Annotated in this window: 16 protein-coding genes; 6 read left to right on the top strand and 10 right to left on the bottom strand. The window is 68.1% G+C overall.

Annotated elements, in window-relative coordinates; all coding sequences use genetic code 11:
* The first annotated feature begins 11 nt into the window (after positions 1-11).
* The 5 genes from INQ48_06175 to INQ48_06155 are packed head-to-tail and all read left to right on the top strand — an operon-like array spanning position 12 to position 4,577.
* Positions 12-878: a branched-chain amino acid ABC transporter permease gene (locus INQ48_06175; GenBank protein QRF58824.1), complete on the top strand. Its 867-nt coding sequence runs from the start codon at positions 12-14 to the stop codon at positions 876-878.
* Entirely contained in the window at positions 878-1,879 is a 1,002-nt protein-coding gene (locus INQ48_06170) for a branched-chain amino acid ABC transporter permease (GenBank protein QRF58823.1), read from the top strand. The genes INQ48_06175 and INQ48_06170 overlap by 1 nt, the downstream gene beginning before the upstream one ends.
* Entirely contained in the window at positions 1,872-2,636 is a 765-nt protein-coding gene (locus tag INQ48_06165; protein QRF58822.1) for an ABC transporter ATP-binding protein, read from the top strand. Before INQ48_06170 ends, INQ48_06165 begins: the two co-directional genes overlap by 8 nt.
* Complete coding sequence (locus tag INQ48_06160; GenBank protein QRF58821.1) at positions 2,623-3,330, top strand: ABC transporter ATP-binding protein; 708 nt, start codon at positions 2,623-2,625, stop codon at positions 3,328-3,330. The genes INQ48_06165 and INQ48_06160 overlap by 14 nt, the downstream gene beginning before the upstream one ends.
* Positions 3,331-3,386: 56 nt before the next feature.
* Entirely contained in the window at positions 3,387-4,577 is a 1,191-nt protein-coding gene (locus tag INQ48_06155; GenBank protein QRF58820.1) for an ABC transporter substrate-binding protein, read from the top strand.
* Positions 4,578-4,703: 126 nt separating this feature from the next.
* Here the strand turns inward: INQ48_06155 and INQ48_06150 are convergent, their stop codons facing one another.
* A complete protein-coding gene (locus INQ48_06150; protein ID QRF58819.1) occupies positions 4,704-5,591 on the bottom strand; it encodes a LysR family transcriptional regulator in 888 nt (295 codons plus the stop codon).
* An 86-nt stretch (positions 5,592-5,677) separates the two neighbouring features.
* On the opposite strand from INQ48_06150, the gene INQ48_06145 reads away from it, so the two are divergent.
* On the top strand, positions 5,678-5,926 hold the full coding sequence (locus tag INQ48_06145) for a DUF3297 family protein (GenBank protein QRF58818.1): 249 nt from the start codon (positions 5,678-5,680) through the stop codon (positions 5,924-5,926).
* Positions 5,927-5,951: 25 nt separating this feature from the next.
* Here INQ48_06145 and INQ48_06140 read toward each other — a convergent pair whose 3' ends face one another.
* The 9 genes from INQ48_06140 to INQ48_06100 form a co-directional block, all read right to left on the bottom strand.
* Positions 5,952-6,869, bottom strand: a complete 918-nt coding sequence (locus INQ48_06140) for a dihydrodipicolinate synthase family protein (GenBank protein ID QRF58817.1) — start codon at positions 6,867-6,869, stop codon at positions 5,952-5,954.
* A 16-nt stretch (positions 6,870-6,885) separates the two neighbouring features.
* Positions 6,886-8,625: a dihydroxy-acid dehydratase gene (locus tag INQ48_06135; protein QRF58816.1), complete on the bottom strand. Its 1,740-nt coding sequence runs from the start codon at positions 8,623-8,625 to the stop codon at positions 6,886-6,888.
* An 11-nt stretch (positions 8,626-8,636) separates the two neighbouring features.
* Positions 8,637-9,662 (bottom strand): sugar ABC transporter permease YjfF, encoded by a 1,026-nt coding sequence (gene yjfF / locus INQ48_06130; protein QRF58815.1) that lies wholly within the window; start codon positions 9,660-9,662, stop codon positions 8,637-8,639.
* Positions 9,659-10,672 carry an ABC transporter permease gene (locus INQ48_06125; protein ID QRF58814.1) on the bottom strand — a complete coding sequence of 338 codons (1,014 nt, stop codon included), beginning with the start codon at positions 10,670-10,672 and terminating at the stop codon, positions 9,659-9,661. Before INQ48_06125 ends, yjfF begins: the two co-directional genes overlap by 4 nt.
* A 325-nt stretch (positions 10,673-10,997) precedes the next feature.
* Positions 10,998-12,527, bottom strand: coding sequence for a sugar ABC transporter ATP-binding protein (locus INQ48_06120; protein QRF58813.1), 1,530 nt, complete (start codon positions 12,525-12,527; stop codon positions 10,998-11,000).
* A 4-nt stretch (positions 12,528-12,531) separates the two neighbouring features.
* On the bottom strand, positions 12,532-13,719 hold the full coding sequence (locus tag INQ48_06115; protein ID QRF60634.1) for a sugar ABC transporter permease: 1,188 nt from the start codon (positions 13,717-13,719) through the stop codon (positions 12,532-12,534).
* Positions 13,720-13,726: 7 nt separating this feature from the next.
* A complete protein-coding gene (locus INQ48_06110; protein ID QRF60633.1) occupies positions 13,727-15,253 on the bottom strand; it encodes a sugar ABC transporter ATP-binding protein in 1,527 nt (508 codons plus the stop codon).
* A gap of 38 nt (positions 15,254-15,291) precedes the next feature.
* Entirely contained in the window at positions 15,292-16,365 is a 1,074-nt protein-coding gene (locus tag INQ48_06105; protein ID QRF58812.1) for a sugar-binding protein, read from the bottom strand.
* 9 nt (positions 16,366-16,374) lie between these two features.
* Complete coding sequence (locus INQ48_06100; GenBank protein ID QRF58811.1) at positions 16,375-17,340, bottom strand: ABC transporter substrate-binding protein; 966 nt, start codon at positions 17,338-17,340, stop codon at positions 16,375-16,377.
* Between the last annotated feature and the right edge of the window lie 6 nt (positions 17,341-17,346).

The following is a 17,346-nucleotide window of genomic DNA, read 5'->3' as shown; positions in this document are numbered from 1 at the left end:
CGAGGATCGACGTGGAACTGTTCTTTCAGCAACTGCTCAACGGCCTGACCGTGGGCGGTGTCTACAGCCTGGTGGCCCTGGGCCTCACGCTGGTCTACGGCATCCTGCACGTGCCGAACTTCGCGCACGGCGCCTTCTACATGGCCGGGGCCTTCGCGGGCTACTACCTGATGGCGCGGCTGGGCCTCAACTACTGGCTCGCGATGGCGGGCGCGGCGGTGGTGGTCGCGGTGATCGCGATGCTGGCCGAGCGGCTGGTGTTCCATCCGCTGCGCAACGCGCCCGAGCTGCACGACATGATCGCCGCCATCGGCATCCTGCTGTTCATCGAGGCCGGCGCGCAGGCCATCTTCGGCGCCGACTTCCACCGCATGCCCACGCCCTACGGCCAGATCGTCGAGGTGTTCGGGCTCACGGCGCCGCTGCAGCGCCTCTTGATCATCGCGGGCGCCTTCGGGCTGATGGTACTGCTGCACCTGTTCCTCAACCACACGGTGCTGGGCTCGACCATCATCGCGATGGCGCAGAACCGCGACGGCGCGGCGCTGGTGGGCATCGACGCCACGCGCGTCACGCTCTTGGTGTTCGCGATCTCGGGCGCGCTGGCGGCGGTGGCGGCGGTGCTCTACGCGCCGATCAACCTGGTCTACCCGAGCATGGGCAACCTGGTGATCACCAAGGCCTTCGTGATCATCATCCTCGGCGGCATGGGCAGCTTCCCGGGCGCCATCGTCGGGGGCCTGATCATCGGCATGGCCGAGAGCTTCGGCGGCTTCTACTTCTCGACCGACTACAAGGACATCATCGCCTTCGTGCTGCTGGTGGTGATCCTGTCGCTGCGCCCGCAGGGCCTGTTCACGCCGAAGGGAGCGCGCTGATGGGATCGCTGCTGCAAGGCAAGGCCGGCTGGGCCGTGCTCGCGCTGATCGCGCTGGCCTTTCCGCTGTTCGCGCCCAACAACTACCTGATCTCGGTGGCGACGCAGGCCTTCATCATGGCCATCGCCGCGCTGGGCCTGAACCTGATCACCGGCTACACGGGCCAGTTCAACCTCGCGCACGGCGCCTTCATGGCCGTGGGCGCCTACACGGTGGGCATCCTCACGGTCGACCACCAGGTGCCGTTCTGGATCGCCTTCGCGCTCGCGGGCGTGGTCACGGGCGTGCTGGGCTTCTTCATCGGCATCCTGTCGCTGCGGCTGAAGGGCCACTACTTCTCGATCTTCACGCTGTGCGTGAGCTACATCATGTTCCTCTTGATCGAGAAGTGGGAGAGCCTCACGCACGGTCCGGTGGGCATCATGGGCATCCCCTCGCCCACGGGCATCGGGCCGCTGCAGTTCGGCACGCCGCTGTCGCAGTACTACCTGGTGCTGGCCTTCCTCGCGCTGGGCATCTGGGTCATGGCGCGCATCGTGCGCTCGCTGCTGGGCCGCAGCTTCATGGCGGTGCGCAACAGCGACGAGCTGGCCGAGGCGCTGGGCACCGACCTGATGCGCACCAAGACGCTGTCGTTCGTGCTGTCGGTGATCTACGCCGGCTTCGCGGGCGCGCTCTACGCGGGCCAGGTGCGCTTCCTCGGCCCCGACCTCGCGAGCGAGGCCGTGACCTTCGACCTCGTGATGTTCGTGCTGGTGGGCGGCATCGGCACCCTGCTCGGGCCGCTGGTGGGCACCTTCCTCGTCACCGGCCTCACGCAGAGCCTGCAGTTCCTGCAGGACTACCGCATGGTGGTGTTCGGCCCGGTGCTGATCGCGCTGATCATCTTCCTGCCCGACGGCATCGTCGGCACCTGGCTCAAGCGCCGCGCGCGCCGTGCCGATGCGCGGCGGGCCGCGACCTCCAGCGCCACCGTGCAGGAGGTGCAGCGCCATGCTTGAGATCGAGGGCCTCACCAAGCAGTTCTTCGGCCTGACCGCGGTCGACAGCGTGAGCACGCGCTTCGAGCGCGGCCAGATCAGCGCCATCATCGGCCCCAACGGCGCCGGCAAGACCACCTTCTTCAACCTGGTGGCGGGCACGCACAAGCCGAGCGCGGGCCGCATCGCCTTCGAGGGCCGCGAGGTCACCGGCATGCGCCCCGACCACGTGGCGCGGCTGGGCATCGCACGCACCTTCCAGACCACGCACCTGTTCGACAACGCCACCGTGCTCGACAACCTGATCGTGGGCCACCGGCTGCGCACGCACTCGGGCCTGTGGGACGTGCTGATCGGCAGCCGCCGCCTGCGCGAGGAAGAGAAGCTGTGCCGCGACAAGGCGCAGGAGGCGCTGGATTTCGTGGGCCTCTCGCACATCGCCCACCGCATCGCGGCCGACATCACGCAGGAGGAGCGCAAGCGCGTGGCCTTCGCGCTCGCGCTGGCGACCGACCCGCAGCTGCTTTTGCTCGACGAACCCGCGGGTGGCGTGAACCCCGAGGAGACCGTGGGCCTGGCGGCGCTGATCCGCAAGCTGGTGGCGCACGGCAAGACCGTGTGCCTGATCGAGCACAAGATGGACATGATCATGCAGCTGGCCGACAAGATCGTCGTGCTCAACAACGGCGCCAAGATCGCCGAGGGCACGCCCGCCGAGATCCGCCGCGATCCGCAGGTGATCGAGGCCTACCTGGGGACCGACCATGCTGCGGTTTGAGGGCGTCGACCTCCACTACGGGAGCTTTCGTGCGCTCAGCGGCGTGAGCCTGCATGCCGACCCGGGCGAGCTGGTGGTGCTGCTGGGCGCCAACGGCGCGGGCAAGACCTCGATCTTCATGGCCGCCAGCGGCATCCGCCGCCCGAGCGCGGGCCGCATCCGCCTGGGCGACGGCGACATCACGGGCCAGCGCCCGGCGCAGATCGTGGCCTCGGGCCTGGTGCACTGCCCCGAGGGCCGCAAGCTGTTCCCGATGATGACGGTGCGCAAGAACCTCACGCTGGGCGCCTATGTGCACCGCGGCGACAAGGCCGGCATCCAGCGCTCGCTCGACGAGGTGTTCTCGCTGTTCCCGATCCTCGCGGCCAAGCAGAACGATCCCGCGGGGTCGCTGTCGGGCGGCCAGCAGCAGATGGTGGCGATCGGCCGCGCGATGCTCGGGCGGCCCAAGGTGCTGCTGCTCGACGAGCCCTCGCTGGGCCTGGCGCCGCTGATCGTGAAGCAGGTGTTCGAGGTGATCCAGCGCATCAACCAGCAGGGCACCACGGTGCTGCTGGCCGAGCAGAACGCCTACTCGGCGCTGGCCATCGCGCACCGCGCCTACGTCATCGAGCGCGGCCGCATCGCGCTCGAGGGCGACCGCGAGTCGCTGCTGCACAACGAGGCGGTGCGCGCCGCCTACATCGGCGCCTGAGCCGCGCGCCGGCCGCCCGCTTTTTTTCTCGCCCCCTAACTACAGGAGACAACGCCATGACATCCACCACGCCCCTTCGCACCCGCCGCCGTTTTGCCGCGCTGCCCGTGGCCGCCGCGCTGGCCGCCGCCTTCGGTGCCGGCACCGCCTTCGCGCAGGACACCGTGAAGATCGGCTTCACCGGCCCGCTGAGCGGCGGTGCCGCGCTCTACGGCAAGAACGTGGTCAACGGCATGGAGATGGCGATCAAGGAAGTGAATGCCGCGGGCCTCGAGGTCGGCGGCAAGAAGTACAAGTTCGAGCTGGTCGCGCTCGACGACAAGTACTCGCCGGCCGATGCCGCCATCAACGCGCGCCGGCTGGTGCAGCAGCACCAGTCGCCGGCGGTGTTCGTGCCGCACTCGGGCGGCATCTACGCGCTGCAGGCCTTCAACGAGCAGGAGAAGTTCATCGTGATGGCGTACTCGAGCACGCCGAAGATCACCGAGACCGGCAACAAGCTCACCATCCGCATCCCGCCGACCTTCAACTCCTACATCGAGCCCTTCACGCGCTACGAGATGAACAAGTTCGGCAAGCGCGTCGGCATGCTGCCGGGCGACCACGAGTACGCGAAGAACTGGAGCCAGCTGTTCGGCCCGGCCTGGGAGAAGGCCGGCGGCACCATCGCCTCGAACAACCCCATGTCGTACAACCGCTCGGCCGACTTCTACAGCGGCGTGAGCCGCGTGCTGGCCGAGAAGCCCGACGTGCTGTTCGTCGGCGGCCCCTCGGAGCCCACCGCGCTGGTGGCCAAGCAGGCGCGCGAGCTCGGCTTCAAGGGCGGCTTCCTGGTGATGGACCAGGCCAAGTTCGACGAGATGGCCAAGGTCACGGGCGGCCTCGGCGCGCTCGAGGGCTCGATCGGCGTGCTGCCGGTGTCCTACGACGAGCGCGTGGGCCCGAAGAGCTTCGCCGAGGCCTACCGCAAGGCCTACGGCGCCGACAAGGACGCGACCACCGAGTCTTCCTACAACTACACGCTGGTGCACGCGCTGGCCGCCGCGATGAAGCTCGCGGGCACCACCAGCGACGCGACGGCGATCCGCGCCAGGCTCGGCGATGCGCTCAAGGCGCTGCCCGAGAAGATCAATGCCGGCAGCTTCAAGGGCGTGGACGGCGTGGGCGGCACCATCGTCGACCCGCTGGTGGCCACGGTGGAAGGCGGCAAGATCAAGCCGGTGAACCTCAGCGACCTGATGAAGTAAGAGCTCGACGGTCCATCCTCATCCCCGTTCGGGCTGAGCTTGGCCTGTCCTGAGGCGCTCGAAGGGCGAAGCCTCGCGCGGCGCTTCGACAGGCTCAGCGTGAACGGTTCTGGGGTGTCGCTTGGCTCAGGGCACGCTGCGCGCCAGCAGGTGGTCCACCAGCCGGCGCTGCGGAAAGCCCAGCGTCTCCTGCCGCGTGCAGATGTACATGCGGCGCGAGGCCCAGGCGTCGGTGAGGTTCAGGAAGCGCAGCCCCATCTCCTTGCGGTAGGTGGCGGCCGCGCCCTCGGGCAGGATGCCCACGCCCATGCCGGCCTCGATCATCCGGCACACGGCCTCGAAGCTCTTGACCTGCACGCGCAGCCGCAGCACCTTGCGCGCCAGCGCGGCCGCGTCCTCGATGGTGCGCGCGATCGCGGAGTCGCTCTCGAGGCCGACGAAATCGAAATCGAGCAGCTGCTCGAACGAGACCTCGCGGCCGCGGTGCGGATGCCGCCGGTGCACCACGGCCACCAGCCGATCCATGCGGTAGGGGATGAAGTTGAGGCTGGCGTCCGAGGTCTCGCCGGTGATCACGCCGACGTCGGCCTGGCGCTCGCGGATCGCCTGCACGATCCACACGCTGCGATGCTCCTCCACGTCGACGCGGATCTCGGGATAGCCGCGCCGGAAGCTCGCCACGTCGTCGGGCAGGAACTGCCCCATCGCCGAGGCATTGGCCTGCAGCCGCACGCGGCCGGTGGCGCCCTGCGCGTAGTCGGAGAGGTCGGCGCGCATGCGGTCGACGTCGCGCAGGATCAGCCGCGCATGCACCGCGAGCGATTCGCCCGCGCCCGTCACGGTCACGCCGCGCGAGCTGCGCTGGAACAGGGTCACGCCGAACTGGCTCTCGAGCATCGCGATGCGGCGGCTCGCGGCCGACAGCACCGTGTGGCTCTCGGCGGCGGCCTTCGAGAGGCTGCCGCATTCGACGGCACGCAGGAACAGCGCAAGGGAATCCAGGTCGGGTCTCATGGGGGCGGGGGTCGGTCGGCCACTATCATTGCACGCCGCCGCGCGCCCACTGCCGCGGCAGGCCCCTTCGACCGACAATCCTTGCCATGACCGACGCCACCGAACGCCCGCCCCTGCCCGACCGCCTCTCGACCGACGCGCGCAGCCCCTTCCACCTGCCCACGGCCTTCGAGCACGACATCGGCATCCGCTTCAACGGCAAGGAACGCCTCGACGTCGAGGAGTACTGCATCAGCGAAGGCTGGATCAAGGTGCCGGCCGGCAAGACGGTGGACCGCAAGGGCCATCCGCTCTTGCTCAAGCTCAAGGGCACGGTCGAGGTCTACTACCGCTGACCCTCGCTGAGGCGGCAGTAGTTCTTCAGCGCCCCCAGCGCAGCACCAGCGGATCGAGCCGCCGCGCGGTCTCGATCAGTCCCGCGCGCGTCTCGGGATGCAGCGCCGGCAGCGGATGCCGCGGCGCCTCGCAGGCGATGACGCCGCCCTCCTTCATCAGCGCCTTGCAGGCCAAAAGGCCGGCCTGGCGGTTCTCGTAGTTGATCAGCGGCAGCCACTGCTGGTAGCGCGCGAAGGCCTCCTCGCGCCGGCCCTCGCGGTGCGCCACGAGGATCGGGCGCAGGCCGTCGGGATAGCCGCCGCCGGTCATCGAGCCGGTGGCGCCGGCATCGAGGTCGGGCATCAGCGTGATCGCCTCCTCGCCGTCCCACGGGCCTTCGACCGCGTCGCCGCCCAGGCGGATCAGCTCGCGCAGCTTGGCGGCCGCGCCCGCGGTCTCGATCTTGAAATAGGCCAGGTGCTCGATCTCGCGCGCCATGCGCGCGAGGAACGGCGCCGACAGCACCGTGCCGCTGGCCGGCGCGTCCTGCACCATGATCGGAATGCCCACGGCGTCCGACAGCCGCGCATAGAACGCGAAGATCTGTTCCTCGGGCACGCGGAAGGTGGCACCGTGGTACGGCGGCATCACCATCAGCATCGCGGCGCCCATGTCCTGCGCGCGGCGGCTGCGCTCGGCGCACACCCGGGTGCTGTAGTGGGTGGTGGTCACGATCACCGGCACGCGGCCCTTCACGTGCTCGAGCACGGTGCGCGTGAGCAGTTCGCGCTCCTCGTCCGACAGCACGAACTGCTCGGAAAAGTTGGCCAGGATGCACAGGCCGTCGGAGCCGGCGTCGATCATGAAGTCGACGCATCGCTTCTGGCTCTCGAGGTCGAGCGCGCCCTGTTCGTCGAAGGTGGTGGGCACCACCGGGAAGATGCCGCGGTATCGGGGGGTCATGGAATGGCTCGGGCTTTCAATGGGAATGACGCGGCACGGCCGCGCCGCGGCAGCCGACCAGGAAATCGAAGTCGCAGCCCTCGTCGGCCTGCAGCACGTGGTTCACGTAGAGCTTCTGGTAGCCGCCGCCACGCGTGCTCATGGGCTGCGCGTCGGAGGGCCCGAGCGCGGCCAGCCGGGCGGCCAGTTCCTCGTCGCCGATGTCCAGGTGCAGCCGGCCGGCATCGCAGTCGAGCTCGATCCAGTCGCCGTCGCGCACCGCCGCCAGCGGGCCGCCGTCGGCCGCCTCGGGTGCGACGTGCAGCACCACGGTGCCGTAGGCGGTGCCGCTCATGCGCGCGTCGGAGATGCGCACCATGTCCTTGATGCCCTGGCGCAGCAGCTTGGGCGGCAGGCCCATGTTGCCGACCTCGGCCATGCCGGGATAGCCCTTGGGGCCGCAGTTCTTCAGCACGAGGACGGAGCTGGCGTCGACCTCGAGCGATTCGTCGACGATGCGCTCCTTGTAGTGCTCGAGGTTCTCGAACACCACGGCGCGGCCGCGGTGCTTGAGCAGCTCGGGCGTGGCCGCCGAGGGCTTGAGCACGGCGCCGCGCGGCGAGAGGTTGCCGCGCAGGATGCGGATGCCGCCGTCGGCGATCAGCGGCTTGTCGAGCGGGCGGATCACCTCGTCGTCGAGGCTGGGCGCGTCGCGCACGTTGTCCCACAGCGAGCGACCGTTGACGGTGAGCGCGCCCGGGTGCGGCAGCAGGCCGTTCTCGCCGAGCCGGCGCAGCACCGCGGGCAGGCCGCCCGCGTAATAGAACTCCTCCATCAGGAAGCGGCCCGAGGGCATCAGGTCGACGATGGTCGGCGTGTGGCTGCCGATGCGGGTCCAGTCCTCGAGCTCGAGTTCGACGCCGATGCGCCCCGCGATCGCCTTCAGGTGGATCACGGCATTGGTCGAGCCGCCGATGGCGGCATTGACGCGGATGGCGTTCTCGAAGGCCTCGCGCGTGAGCACCTTCGAGAGCGTCAGGCCCTCCTTCGCCATCTCGACCGCGCGCATGCCCGACATCTGCGCCAGCACGTAGCGCCGCGCGTCGACCGCGGGAATGGCCGCGTTGTGCGGCAGCGAGGTGCCCAGCGCCTCGGCCATGCAGGCCATGGTGGAGGCCGTGCCCATGGTGTTGCAGGTGCCGGCCGAGCGCGACATGCCGCCTTCGGCCGAGAGGAACTGGTGCAGGTCGATCTCGCCGGCCTTGAGCGATTCGTGCAGCTGCCACACGGCCGTGCCCGAGCCGATGTTGCGGCCGTCGAGCTTGCCGTTGAGCATCGGCCCGCCCGTGACCACGATGGCCGGGATGTCGCAGCTCGCGGCGCCCATCAGCAGCGCGGGCGTGGTCTTGTCGCAGCCGGTCAGCAGCACCACGGCATCGACCGGGTTGCCGCGGATGGCTTCCTCGACGTCCATGCTCGCGAGGTTGCGCGTGAGCATGGCGGTGGGCCGCAGGTTCGATTCGCCGTTGGAGAACACGGGGAACTCGACCGGGAAGCCGCCGGCCTCCGAGATGCCGCGCTTGACGTGCTCGGCGATCTTGCGAAAGTGGGCATTGCAGGGCGTGAGCTCCGACCAGGTGTTGCAGATGCCGACGATCGGCCGGCCGTCGAACTCGTGGTCGGGGATGCCCTGGTTCTTCATCCAGCTGCGGTACATGAAGCCGTTCTTGTCGGCCGAACCGAACCATTCGGCGGAGCGCAATTTCTTGGGGGTCATGGGGAGGTCGATCAGCGGTGTGGGGCGCGCGAGGTGAAGAAGCGTTGCAGCAGGCAGAACACGAACAGCAGCGCACCGACGACGATGCGCGTCCACCACGAGCTCAGCGTGCCGTCGAAGGAGATCAGGGTCTGGATGATCCCGAGCATCAGCACGCCGAACAGCGTGCCGGCGACGTAGCCCACGCCGCCCGTGAGCAAGGTGCCGCCGATGACCACCGCCGCGATGGCGTCGAGCTCGAGGCCCACGGCATGCAGGCCGTAGCCCGAGAGCATGTAGAAGGTGAAGATGACGCCGGCCAGCGCCGAGCAGAAGCCCGAGAGGGTGTAGACGCCGATCAGCGTGCGGCGCACCGGCAGGCCCATCAGCATGGCCGAATGCTCGCTGCCGCCGATGGCGTAGACGGCGCGGCCGAAGGGCGTGCAGTGGGCGATGAAGACCGCGGCCAGCAGCACGCCGATGGCGATCGCCGCGCTCAGCGAGATCGAGGCCTCGCCCCAGATCGGAATGCGGATCTGCGAGACCTCGGTGTAGAACTCGTTGGTGATGCTGATCGAGTCGATGCTGATCAGGTAGCACAGGCCGCGCGCGAGGAACATGCCGGCCAGCGTGACGATGAAGGGCTGCAGCCGGTAGCGTTCGATCAGGAGCCCCATGAAGGCGCCGAAGGCGGTGCCCATGGCGAGCACGAGCGGAATCACCACCGCCGGGCTCCAGCCGTGCTTCTCGACCAGCGCGGCCGACACCATGGTGGTGAGCGCGATCACCGAGCCCACCGAAAGATCGATGCCGCCCGAGAGGATCACGAAGGTCATGCCGACGGCGACGACGATCAGAAAGGCGTTGTCGATCAGCAGGTTGAGGAAGACCTGAGCCGAGAAGAAGCCGTCGTAGAACACCGAGCCCAGCGTGGCGACGAGCACGAACAGCGAGATGGTCGCGGCCAGCGGCAGGTACTTGGGATTGAGCCGCTTGCTCCCTCTGCCGCCTGCGGGAGCCGGCCGGGGTGAGGGTGCGGTTTCGATCACGGCGCTCATGCCTTGACTCCGTCATGCGCCGGCCGTTGCACCAGCGTCCGGATCTCCGCCCTGAACTCCGGCGACTGCAGCAGCATCACCGCGAACACCACGCCGGCCTTCACCACGAGGTTGATCTCGGGCGGCACGCCGAGCGAATAGATCGCATAGGTCAGGGTCTGGATGATCAGCGCGCCGATCACGCTGCCCACGAGGCTGAAGCGCCCGCCGGTCAGCGCGGTGCCGCCGAGGGTCACGGCAAGGATCGCGTCGAGTTCGATAAGCTGGCCGGCGTTGTTGCCGTCCGCGCTCTTGACGTTGGAGCTGATCAAGAGGCCCGCCACGCCCGCGCAGGCACCGCAGAAGGCATAGGCCCCGACGATCAGCCGCCGCGCCTGCACGCCCGCCACGCGCGCGGCCGTCGGGTTGATGCCCACGGCCTGGATGAACAGGCCCAGCGCGGTGCGGGTGATGGCGAGATACAGCAGCACGAACACGGTCGCCACGATGAACAGCGAGAACGGCAGACCCAGCAGGTAGCCGCTGCCGAGGAAGAAGAAGGGCTTGTAGTAGATGGTGATGATCTGGCCGTCGGCGATGAGCTGCGCGATGCCGCGCCCGGCCACCATGAGGATCAGCGTGGCGATGATCGGCTGCATGCCGACCTTGGCGACCAGCAGGCCGTTCCACAGGCCGCACAGCAGCGCGATGCCGATGGCGGCCACGATGGCCAGGCTCATGGGAAAGCGGCTCACGTCGCTGGCCACCGAGCCGCCGATCATCCAGGCCGCGAGCGCCGCCGCGATGGCCACGACGGCGCCGACCGAAATGTCGATGCCCCGCGTGGCGATCACCAGGGTCATGCCCAGCGACACCAGCACCAGGGGGGCGGCGCGGTTGAGGATGTCGATGAGGCTGCCGTAGAGATGGCCCTCTCTCCATTCGAGGTGGAGGAAGCTGGGGTTGAAGGCTGTGTTGATGGCCAGCAGGAGGAACAGCGTGACCAGGGGCCAGGTCAGGCGGTGGTGCATGGCTTTGTGCGCTCGGCTTTTTGTTGTTGTCATTGGGGGGGTCTCTGCTGGAGGGCTGGGGCGCGTGCACAGGACAGCGGGTACTTCCCTCCGCGAATGTCCCCCGCCTTCGGCTCCTCCTTTATTTCGCTGCGGGAAGCACCCACTGCCCTGTGCACGGAGGCGCTGCGGTGGTGCCGGCGGATCGAGTGCTGCGCGTCTGGCGTGCGTCGGCGGGGTACTCCCCGCAGCGAAATAAAGGAGGAGCCCGAAGGGCGGGGGACATTCGCGGAGGGGAGTACCCCGTCGGCGCACGCCCACCCCGAACAAGACATCGAGCAAGCTTTCATGCCGCAGCAATCATGTCGTACACCTCGTCCTCCGTAGCCCCGCCCGGCAACTCCCCCACCTTCTTCCGGTCACGCAGCACGACGATGCGATGCGCGACCCGCACCACCTCGCTCATCTCGGAGGAAATGAAGATCACCGCCATCCCCGCACGCGCGAGCCGCAGGATCTCTTCCATGATCTCCTGCTTGGCCGCCACGTCGATGCCGCGCGTGGGTTCGTCGAGGATCAGGATGCGCGGCTCGGTCGCGAGCCAGCGCGCGATCATCGCCTTCTGCTGATTGCCGCCCGAGAGCAGGCCGATGGGGGTTTCGACACTCGCCGTCTTGATGCCCAGCGAGGCCACGAAGCGTTCGGCCATCGCCGTCTGTTCGGCATGCGAGAGAAACTTGCGCGTGCCCAGGCGTGCCTGCAGCGCGAGCGCGATGTTCTCGCGCACCGACAGCTCGGCCACGATGCCGTCGGTCTTGCGTTCCTCGGGGCACAGCGCCAGGCCCTCGCGGATCGCATCGGCCGGGTTCGAGAAGCTCAGTGCGCGGCCCTCGATCTTCAACACCCCGCGGTCGGGCGTCTCGAGCCCGAACAGCAGCCGCGCCAGTTCCGTGCGGCCCGCGCCCAGCAGGCCTGCGATGCCGACCACCTCGCCGGCACGCACGCGCAGGTCGGTCGGTTGCAGCTGGCCGGCCTGTGCCAGTCCCTCGATCTGCAGCAGCGCGGGGGCCGCCTCGTCGAAGGCCGGCAACGCCGCGGGCCGCGCCGACTGCGCCGCCAGCTCGCGCCCGAGCATCGCCGCGATCAGCGCCTGCGGGCCCAGGTCCGCCGCCGTCCATTCGCCCACCCAGTGGCCGTTGCGCAGCACCGTGATGCGATCGGACACCGCATACATCTGGTTGAGGAAGTGCGTCACGAAGACGATCGCCATGCCTTCCGCGCGCAGCCGCCGCAGCACCTCGAACAGCTTCTCGACCTCGTCGTCGTCCAGGCTCGAGGTCGGCTCGTCGAGGATCAGCACCTTCGACGACACGCCGAGCGCGCGCGCGATCGCCACCATCTGCTGCACCGCCACCGAATAGCTCGACAGCAGCCGCGTCACGTCGATCTCGAGACCGATGCGCGCGAGCAGTTCTTCCGCGCGGCGGTTCACCGCGCGCCAGTCGATGCGAAAGCCCTGCAGCGCGCCGCGGCGCGGATAGCGGCCCGCGAACACGTTCTCCGCCACCGACAGGTTCGGGCACAGGTTCACTTCCTGGTAGACCGTGCTGATCCCGAGCTTCTGCGCATCGAGCGGCGACGCCGGATGGATCGCCTGCCCGTCGAGGAACATCTCGCCACCGCTCGACGGCAGCACGCCCGTCAGGACCTTGATCAGCGTCGACTTTCCCGCACCGTTCTGCCCCATCAGCGCATGCACCTCGCCCGGGTACAGCTTCAGCTGCACGTCGTCGAGCACGGCGATGCCGCCGAACTGCTCGCGGATGCCGCGCAGCGCGAGCACGGGCAGGGGCGCGGAGGTCGCTGATTCGGTCATGGCGCTACTTGTTCTTGTTGTAGACGTCGATGAACACCGCCGCCAGCAGCACCAGCCCCTTGATCACCTGCTGGTAGTCGATGCCGATGCCGAGGATCGACATGCCGTTGTTCATCACGCCCATGATGAAGGCGCCGATGACGGCGCCCATCACCTTGCCCACGCCGCCCGAGGCCGAGGCGCCGCCGATGAAGCAGGCCGCGATCACGTCGAGCTCGAAGCCCAGGCCGGCCTTGGGCGTGGCGGTGTTGAGCCGGGCCGCGAACACCAGGCCCGCGAGCGCCGCCAGCGCGCCCATGTTCACGAAGGTCAGGAAGGCCAGGCGCTGCGTCTTCACGCCCGACAGCCGCGCCGCCTTCTCGTTGCCGCCCAGCGCATAGATGCGCCGGCCGATGGTGGTGCGGTTGGTGACGAAGTCGTAGGCCACGATCAGCACCGCCATCACGATCAGCACGTTGGGCAGGCCCTTGTAGGTGGCCAGCAGGTAGCTGAAGAACAGGATGATGGCCGCGAAGAACAGGTTCTTCACGAGGAAGAAGGCATAGGGCTCCTGCGCCATGCCGTGCGCGGCGAGCTTCGCGCGGCCGCGCAGCTTGAAGAACACCAGCGCCGCGGCCGCCAGCGCGCCCACGACCAGCGAGGTGGTGCGCAGCGCCGTGCCGCCGATCGGGTCGGGAATGAAGCCCGAGCTCAGGCGCTGGAAGGCCTCGGGAAACGGCCCCACCGACTGGCCCGCGAGCAGCGCCAGCGTGAGCCCCTTGAACACCAGCATGCCCGCGAGCGTGACGATGAACGAGGGGATCTTGCGAAAGGCCACGAACCAGCCCTGCGCCGCGCCGATCAGCGCGCCCGCGAGGATGCTCACGATCGCTGTCGGCACGAAATGCCATTCGTACTCCACCATCAGCACCGCCGCCAGCGCGCCGATGAAGCCGCAGACCGAGCCCACCGACAGGTCGATGTGGCCGGCCACGATCACCAGCAGCATGCCCAGCGCCATGATCACCACGTAGCTGTTCTGCAGCAGCAGGTTCGTGAGGTTCAGCGGCCGCAGCAGGGTGCCGTCGGTCAGCACCTGGAACAGCACCATGATCGCGACCAGCGAGATCAGCATGCCGTATTCGCGCAGGTTGTTCTTGAGGAAGCCCGCGTGCAGGCCCCCGGGCTCGGCGGCCACGGCGGCGGTCGCCACCTGCGCTTCAGGCTGCGACATGGACCGTGCTCCCCGCGCTCACGATGGCGTGCATGATGCGTTCCTGCGTGGCCTCGGCGGCCGTGAATTCGGCGACGAAGCGCCCCTCGTTCATCACGTGGATGCGGTCGCACATGCCGAGCAGTTCCGGCAGTTCGGAAGAGATCATGAGAATGCCTTTGCCCTCGCGCGCGAGCCGGTCGATGATGGTGTAGATCTCGTACTTGGCGCCCACGTCGATGCCGCGCGTGGGCTCGTCGAGGATCAGCAGCTCGGGCTGGGTGAAGAGCCACTTGCTCAGCACCACCTTCTGCTGGTTGCCGCCCGAGAGGTTGACCACCGGTTGCTCGATGCCCGCGCAGCGGATGTTGAGCGCCTTGCGGTACTCGTTCGCTACCTGGAACTCGCGGCCCGGGTCGATCACCAGGCCGTCGGCCACCGCGTCGAGGTTCGCGAGGCTCACGTTCTTGCGGATCTCCTCCTCGAGCACCAGGCCCAGGCCCTTGCGGTCCTCGGTCACGTAGGCGATGCCGTGGTCGATCGCCTTGCGCACCGTGCTCACGTCCACCGGCTTGCCGTGCATCAGCACCTCGCCGCTGATGCGCTGGCCGTAGGAGCGGCCGAACACGCTCATCGCGAGCTCCGTGCGGCCCGCGCCCATCAGGCCCGCGATGCCGACGATCTCGCCCTGGCGCACGCGCAGGCTCACGCCGTGGATCTGCTCGCGGTCGGCATGCTGCGCATGGTGCACGCGCCAGTCGCGCAGCTCGAACACCGTCTCGCCGATCCTCGGCTCGCGCGGTGGATAGCGGTGCGCCATGTCGCGCCCCACCATGCCGCGCACGATGCGGTCCTCGCTGATGACCTGGGCACGGCAGTCCATGGTCTCGACCGTCGCGCCGTCGCGCAGCACGGTGATCGCATCGGCCACCTTGGCGATCTCATTGAGCTTGTGCGAGATCAGGATCGAGGCGATGCCCTGGCGCTTGAGCTCGAGCAGCAGCCGCAGCAGCGCGTCGCTGTCGGTCTCGTTGAGGCTCGCGGTGGGCTCGTCGAGGATCAGCAGGCGCACCTCCTTCGCGAGCGCCTTGGCGATCTCCACCAGCTGCTGCTTGCCCACGCCGAGGTCGGTCACCAGCGTGGTCGGCGCTTCCTTCAGGCCCACCTTGGCGAGCAGCTCGCGCGTCCTCGCATAGGCCGCGAACCAGTCGACCACGCCGCCGCGCGCGATCTCGTTGCCGAGGAAGATGTTCTCGGCGATCGACAGCAGCGGCACCAGCGCGAGTTCCTGGTGGATGATGATGATGCCGAGCTTCTCGCTGTCGGCGATGCCCCTGAAGCGGCGCGGCTCGCCCTCGAACAGGATCTCGCCGTCGTACGAGTCGCAGGGGTAGACGCCGCTGAGCACCTTCATCAGCGTGGACTTGCCGGCGCCGTTCTCGCCCACCACCGCATGGATCTCGCCCGCGCGCACCGCGAGGTTGACGTTGCTCAGCGCCTTCACGCCCGGGAAGGTCTTGGTGATCCCGCGCATCTCGAGGATCGTGCCGCCGCCGAGGGCGTCGCGCTCGTTCACTTGACCTGGCTTTCCTTGTAGTAGCCGCTGTCGACCAGCACCTGCTTCCAGTTGCTGCCGTCGACGCTGACCGGCTTGAGCAGGTACGAGGGCACGACCTTGACGCCGTTGTTGTAGGTCTTGGTGTCGTTGACCTCGGGCGTCTTGCCCGAGAGCATGGCGTCGACCATCGCCACCGTGACCTTGGCGAGCTCGCGCGTGTCCTTGAACACGGTCGAGCTCTGCTCCTTGCGCAGGATCGATTTCACCGAGGGGATCTCGGCGTCCTGCCCCGACACCACCGGCATGGCCTGCGAGCCCGAGCCGTAGCCCACGCCCTTGAGCGAGGACAGGATGCCGATCGACAGGCCGTCGTAGGGCGAGAGCACCGCGTCGACGCGCTCCTTGGTATAGAAGGCCGACAGCAGGTTGTCCATGCGCGCCTGCGCCACCGCGCCGTCCCAGCGCAGGGTGCCGACCTTGTCCATGCCCATCTGCTTGCTGCGCACCACCAGCTTGCCGCTCTTGATGTAGGGCTCGAGCACCGACATCGCGCCGTTGTAGAAGAAGAAGGCGTTGTTGTCGTCGGGCGAGCCGCCGAACAGCTCGATGTTGAACGGCCCCTTGCCGGCCTTGAGGTCGAGCGCCTTCTCGATCGACTGCGCCTGCAGCACGCCGACCTGGAAGTTGTCGAAGGTGGCGTAGTAGTCGACGTTCTTCGAACCCTTGATGAGCCGGTCGTAGGCGATCACCTTCACGCCCTTGTCGGCAGCCTTTTGCAGCACGTCGGACAGCGTGGTGCCGTCGATGGCCGCGATCACCAGCACCTTCGACCCCTTCGTCACCATGTTCTCGACCTGGGCGAGCTGGTTCGGGATGTCGTCGTCCGCATATTGCAGATCGGTCTTGTACCCCTTCTCCTTGAAGTACTTGACCATGTTGGCGCCGTCGGCGATCCAGCGCGCCGAGGACTTGGTGGGCATCGAGATCGCGATCAGGCCCTTGTCCTGTGCCTGGGCCAGCGGTGCGATGCCGGCGGCTGCGAGCGCGAGGCCCGCGACGGCCGCCTTGAGGAAGTTGCTGCGCTTCATGGGCCGTCCTCAGTACTTGCGGCTCGGGAATTCCTTGGCGGCCACTTCCATCGGGAAGATGCCCTCCTCGGTCACGATGCGCTTGGGCAGCGTCTTGCCGGCCTTGATGTCCTTCACCGCCTGCATCAGCTGCGGGCCCAGCAGCGGGCTGCATTCGACCGAAACGTTGAGCTTGCCGGCGATCATGGCCTCGAAGGCGCCCTTCACGCCGTCGATGGAGATGATCACGATGTCCTTCGCGGGCTTGAGGCCGGCCTCCTCGATGGCCTGGATCGCGCCGATCGCCATGTCGTCGTTGTGCGCGTAGAGCACGTTGATCTTCTTGCCTTCGGCCTTGAGGAAGGCTTCCATCACCTCCTTGCCCTTGGCGCGCGTGAAGTCGCCGGTCTGCGAGCGCACGATCTTGAACTTCGGGTCGGCCTTGATGATTTCCTCGAAGCCCTTCTTGCGGTCGATGGCGGGCGCCGAGCCCACCGTGCCCTGCAGCTCGACGATGTTGACCTCGCCCTTCTGGTCCTTCATCTTCTCGACCAGCCAGCGGCCGGCCTTGCGGCCCTCCTCGACGAAGTCCGAGCCCATGAAGGTCACGTAGAGCGTGTCGTCCTTGCTGTTGACGGAGCGGTCGGTCAGCACCACCGGGATCTTCGCGGCCTTCGCCTCGCGCAGCACCGTGTCCCAGCCCGACTCGACCACGGGCGAGAAGGCGATCACGTCGACCTTCTGCGCGATGTACGAGCGGATCGCCTTGATCTGGTTCTCCTGCTTCTGCTGCGCGTCGGAGAACTTGAGTTCGATGCCGGCCTCCTTGGCCGAGGCCTTGATCGACTCGGTGTTGGCGGTGCGCCATTCGCTTTCGGCGCCGACCTGCGCGAAGCCCAGCACGAGCTTCTTCTGCGCGAGGACGGAAGCCGGCAGCAGACCGCCGAGGGCGGCGGCGGCGAGCGCGGCGTTGAGGGTGCGGCGGTTCATGGTCATGGGTCG

Origin of the sequence: Variovorax paradoxus (assembly GCA_016806145.1) — a bacterium.
GTDB lineage: Bacteria > Pseudomonadota > Gammaproteobacteria > Burkholderiales > Burkholderiaceae_C > Variovorax.
Note: the sequence above shows the minus strand (reverse complement) of the source record. Positions and strands in the feature narration are given on the sequence as shown.

What these genes read in the sequence shown, in the direction of transcription:
- INQ48_06140 (QRF58817.1), bottom strand. Translation starts at nt 6,869, where the DNA reads ATGACCCCCCGATACCGCGGCATCTTCCCGGTGGTGCCCACCACCTTC.
- INQ48_06105 (QRF58812.1), bottom strand. Translation starts at nt 16,365, where the DNA reads ATGAAGCGCAGCAACTTCCTCAAGGCGGCCGTCGCGGGCCTCGCGCTC.
- INQ48_06120 (QRF58813.1), bottom strand. Translation starts at nt 12,527, where the DNA reads ATGACCGAATCAGCGACCTCCGCGCCCCTGCCCGTGCTCGCGCTGCGC.
- INQ48_06165 (QRF58822.1), top strand. Translation starts at nt 1,872, where the DNA reads ATGCTTGAGATCGAGGGCCTCACCAAGCAGTTCTTCGGCCTGACCGCG.
- yjfF (QRF58815.1), bottom strand. Translation starts at nt 9,662, where the DNA reads ATGAGCGCCGTGATCGAAACCGCACCCTCACCCCGGCCGGCTCCCGCA.
- INQ48_06155 (QRF58820.1), top strand. Translation starts at nt 3,387, where the DNA reads ATGACATCCACCACGCCCCTTCGCACCCGCCGCCGTTTTGCCGCGCTG.
- INQ48_06100 (QRF58811.1), bottom strand. Translation starts at nt 17,340, where the DNA reads ATGACCATGAACCGCCGCACCCTCAACGCCGCGCTCGCCGCCGCCGCC.
- INQ48_06170 (QRF58823.1), top strand. Translation starts at nt 878, where the DNA reads ATGGGATCGCTGCTGCAAGGCAAGGCCGGCTGGGCCGTGCTCGCGCTG.
- INQ48_06125 (QRF58814.1), bottom strand. Translation starts at nt 10,672, where the DNA reads ATGCACCACCGCCTGACCTGGCCCCTGGTCACGCTGTTCCTCCTGCTG.
- INQ48_06145 (QRF58818.1), top strand. Translation starts at nt 5,678, where the DNA reads ATGACCGACGCCACCGAACGCCCGCCCCTGCCCGACCGCCTCTCGACC.
- INQ48_06160 (QRF58821.1), top strand. Translation starts at nt 2,623, where the DNA reads ATGCTGCGGTTTGAGGGCGTCGACCTCCACTACGGGAGCTTTCGTGCG.
- INQ48_06135 (QRF58816.1), bottom strand. Translation starts at nt 8,625, where the DNA reads ATGACCCCCAAGAAATTGCGCTCCGCCGAATGGTTCGGTTCGGCCGAC.
- INQ48_06110 (QRF60633.1), bottom strand. Translation starts at nt 15,253, where the DNA reads ATGCGCGGGATCACCAAGACCTTCCCGGGCGTGAAGGCGCTGAGCAAC.
- INQ48_06150 (QRF58819.1), bottom strand. Translation starts at nt 5,591, where the DNA reads ATGAGACCCGACCTGGATTCCCTTGCGCTGTTCCTGCGTGCCGTCGAA.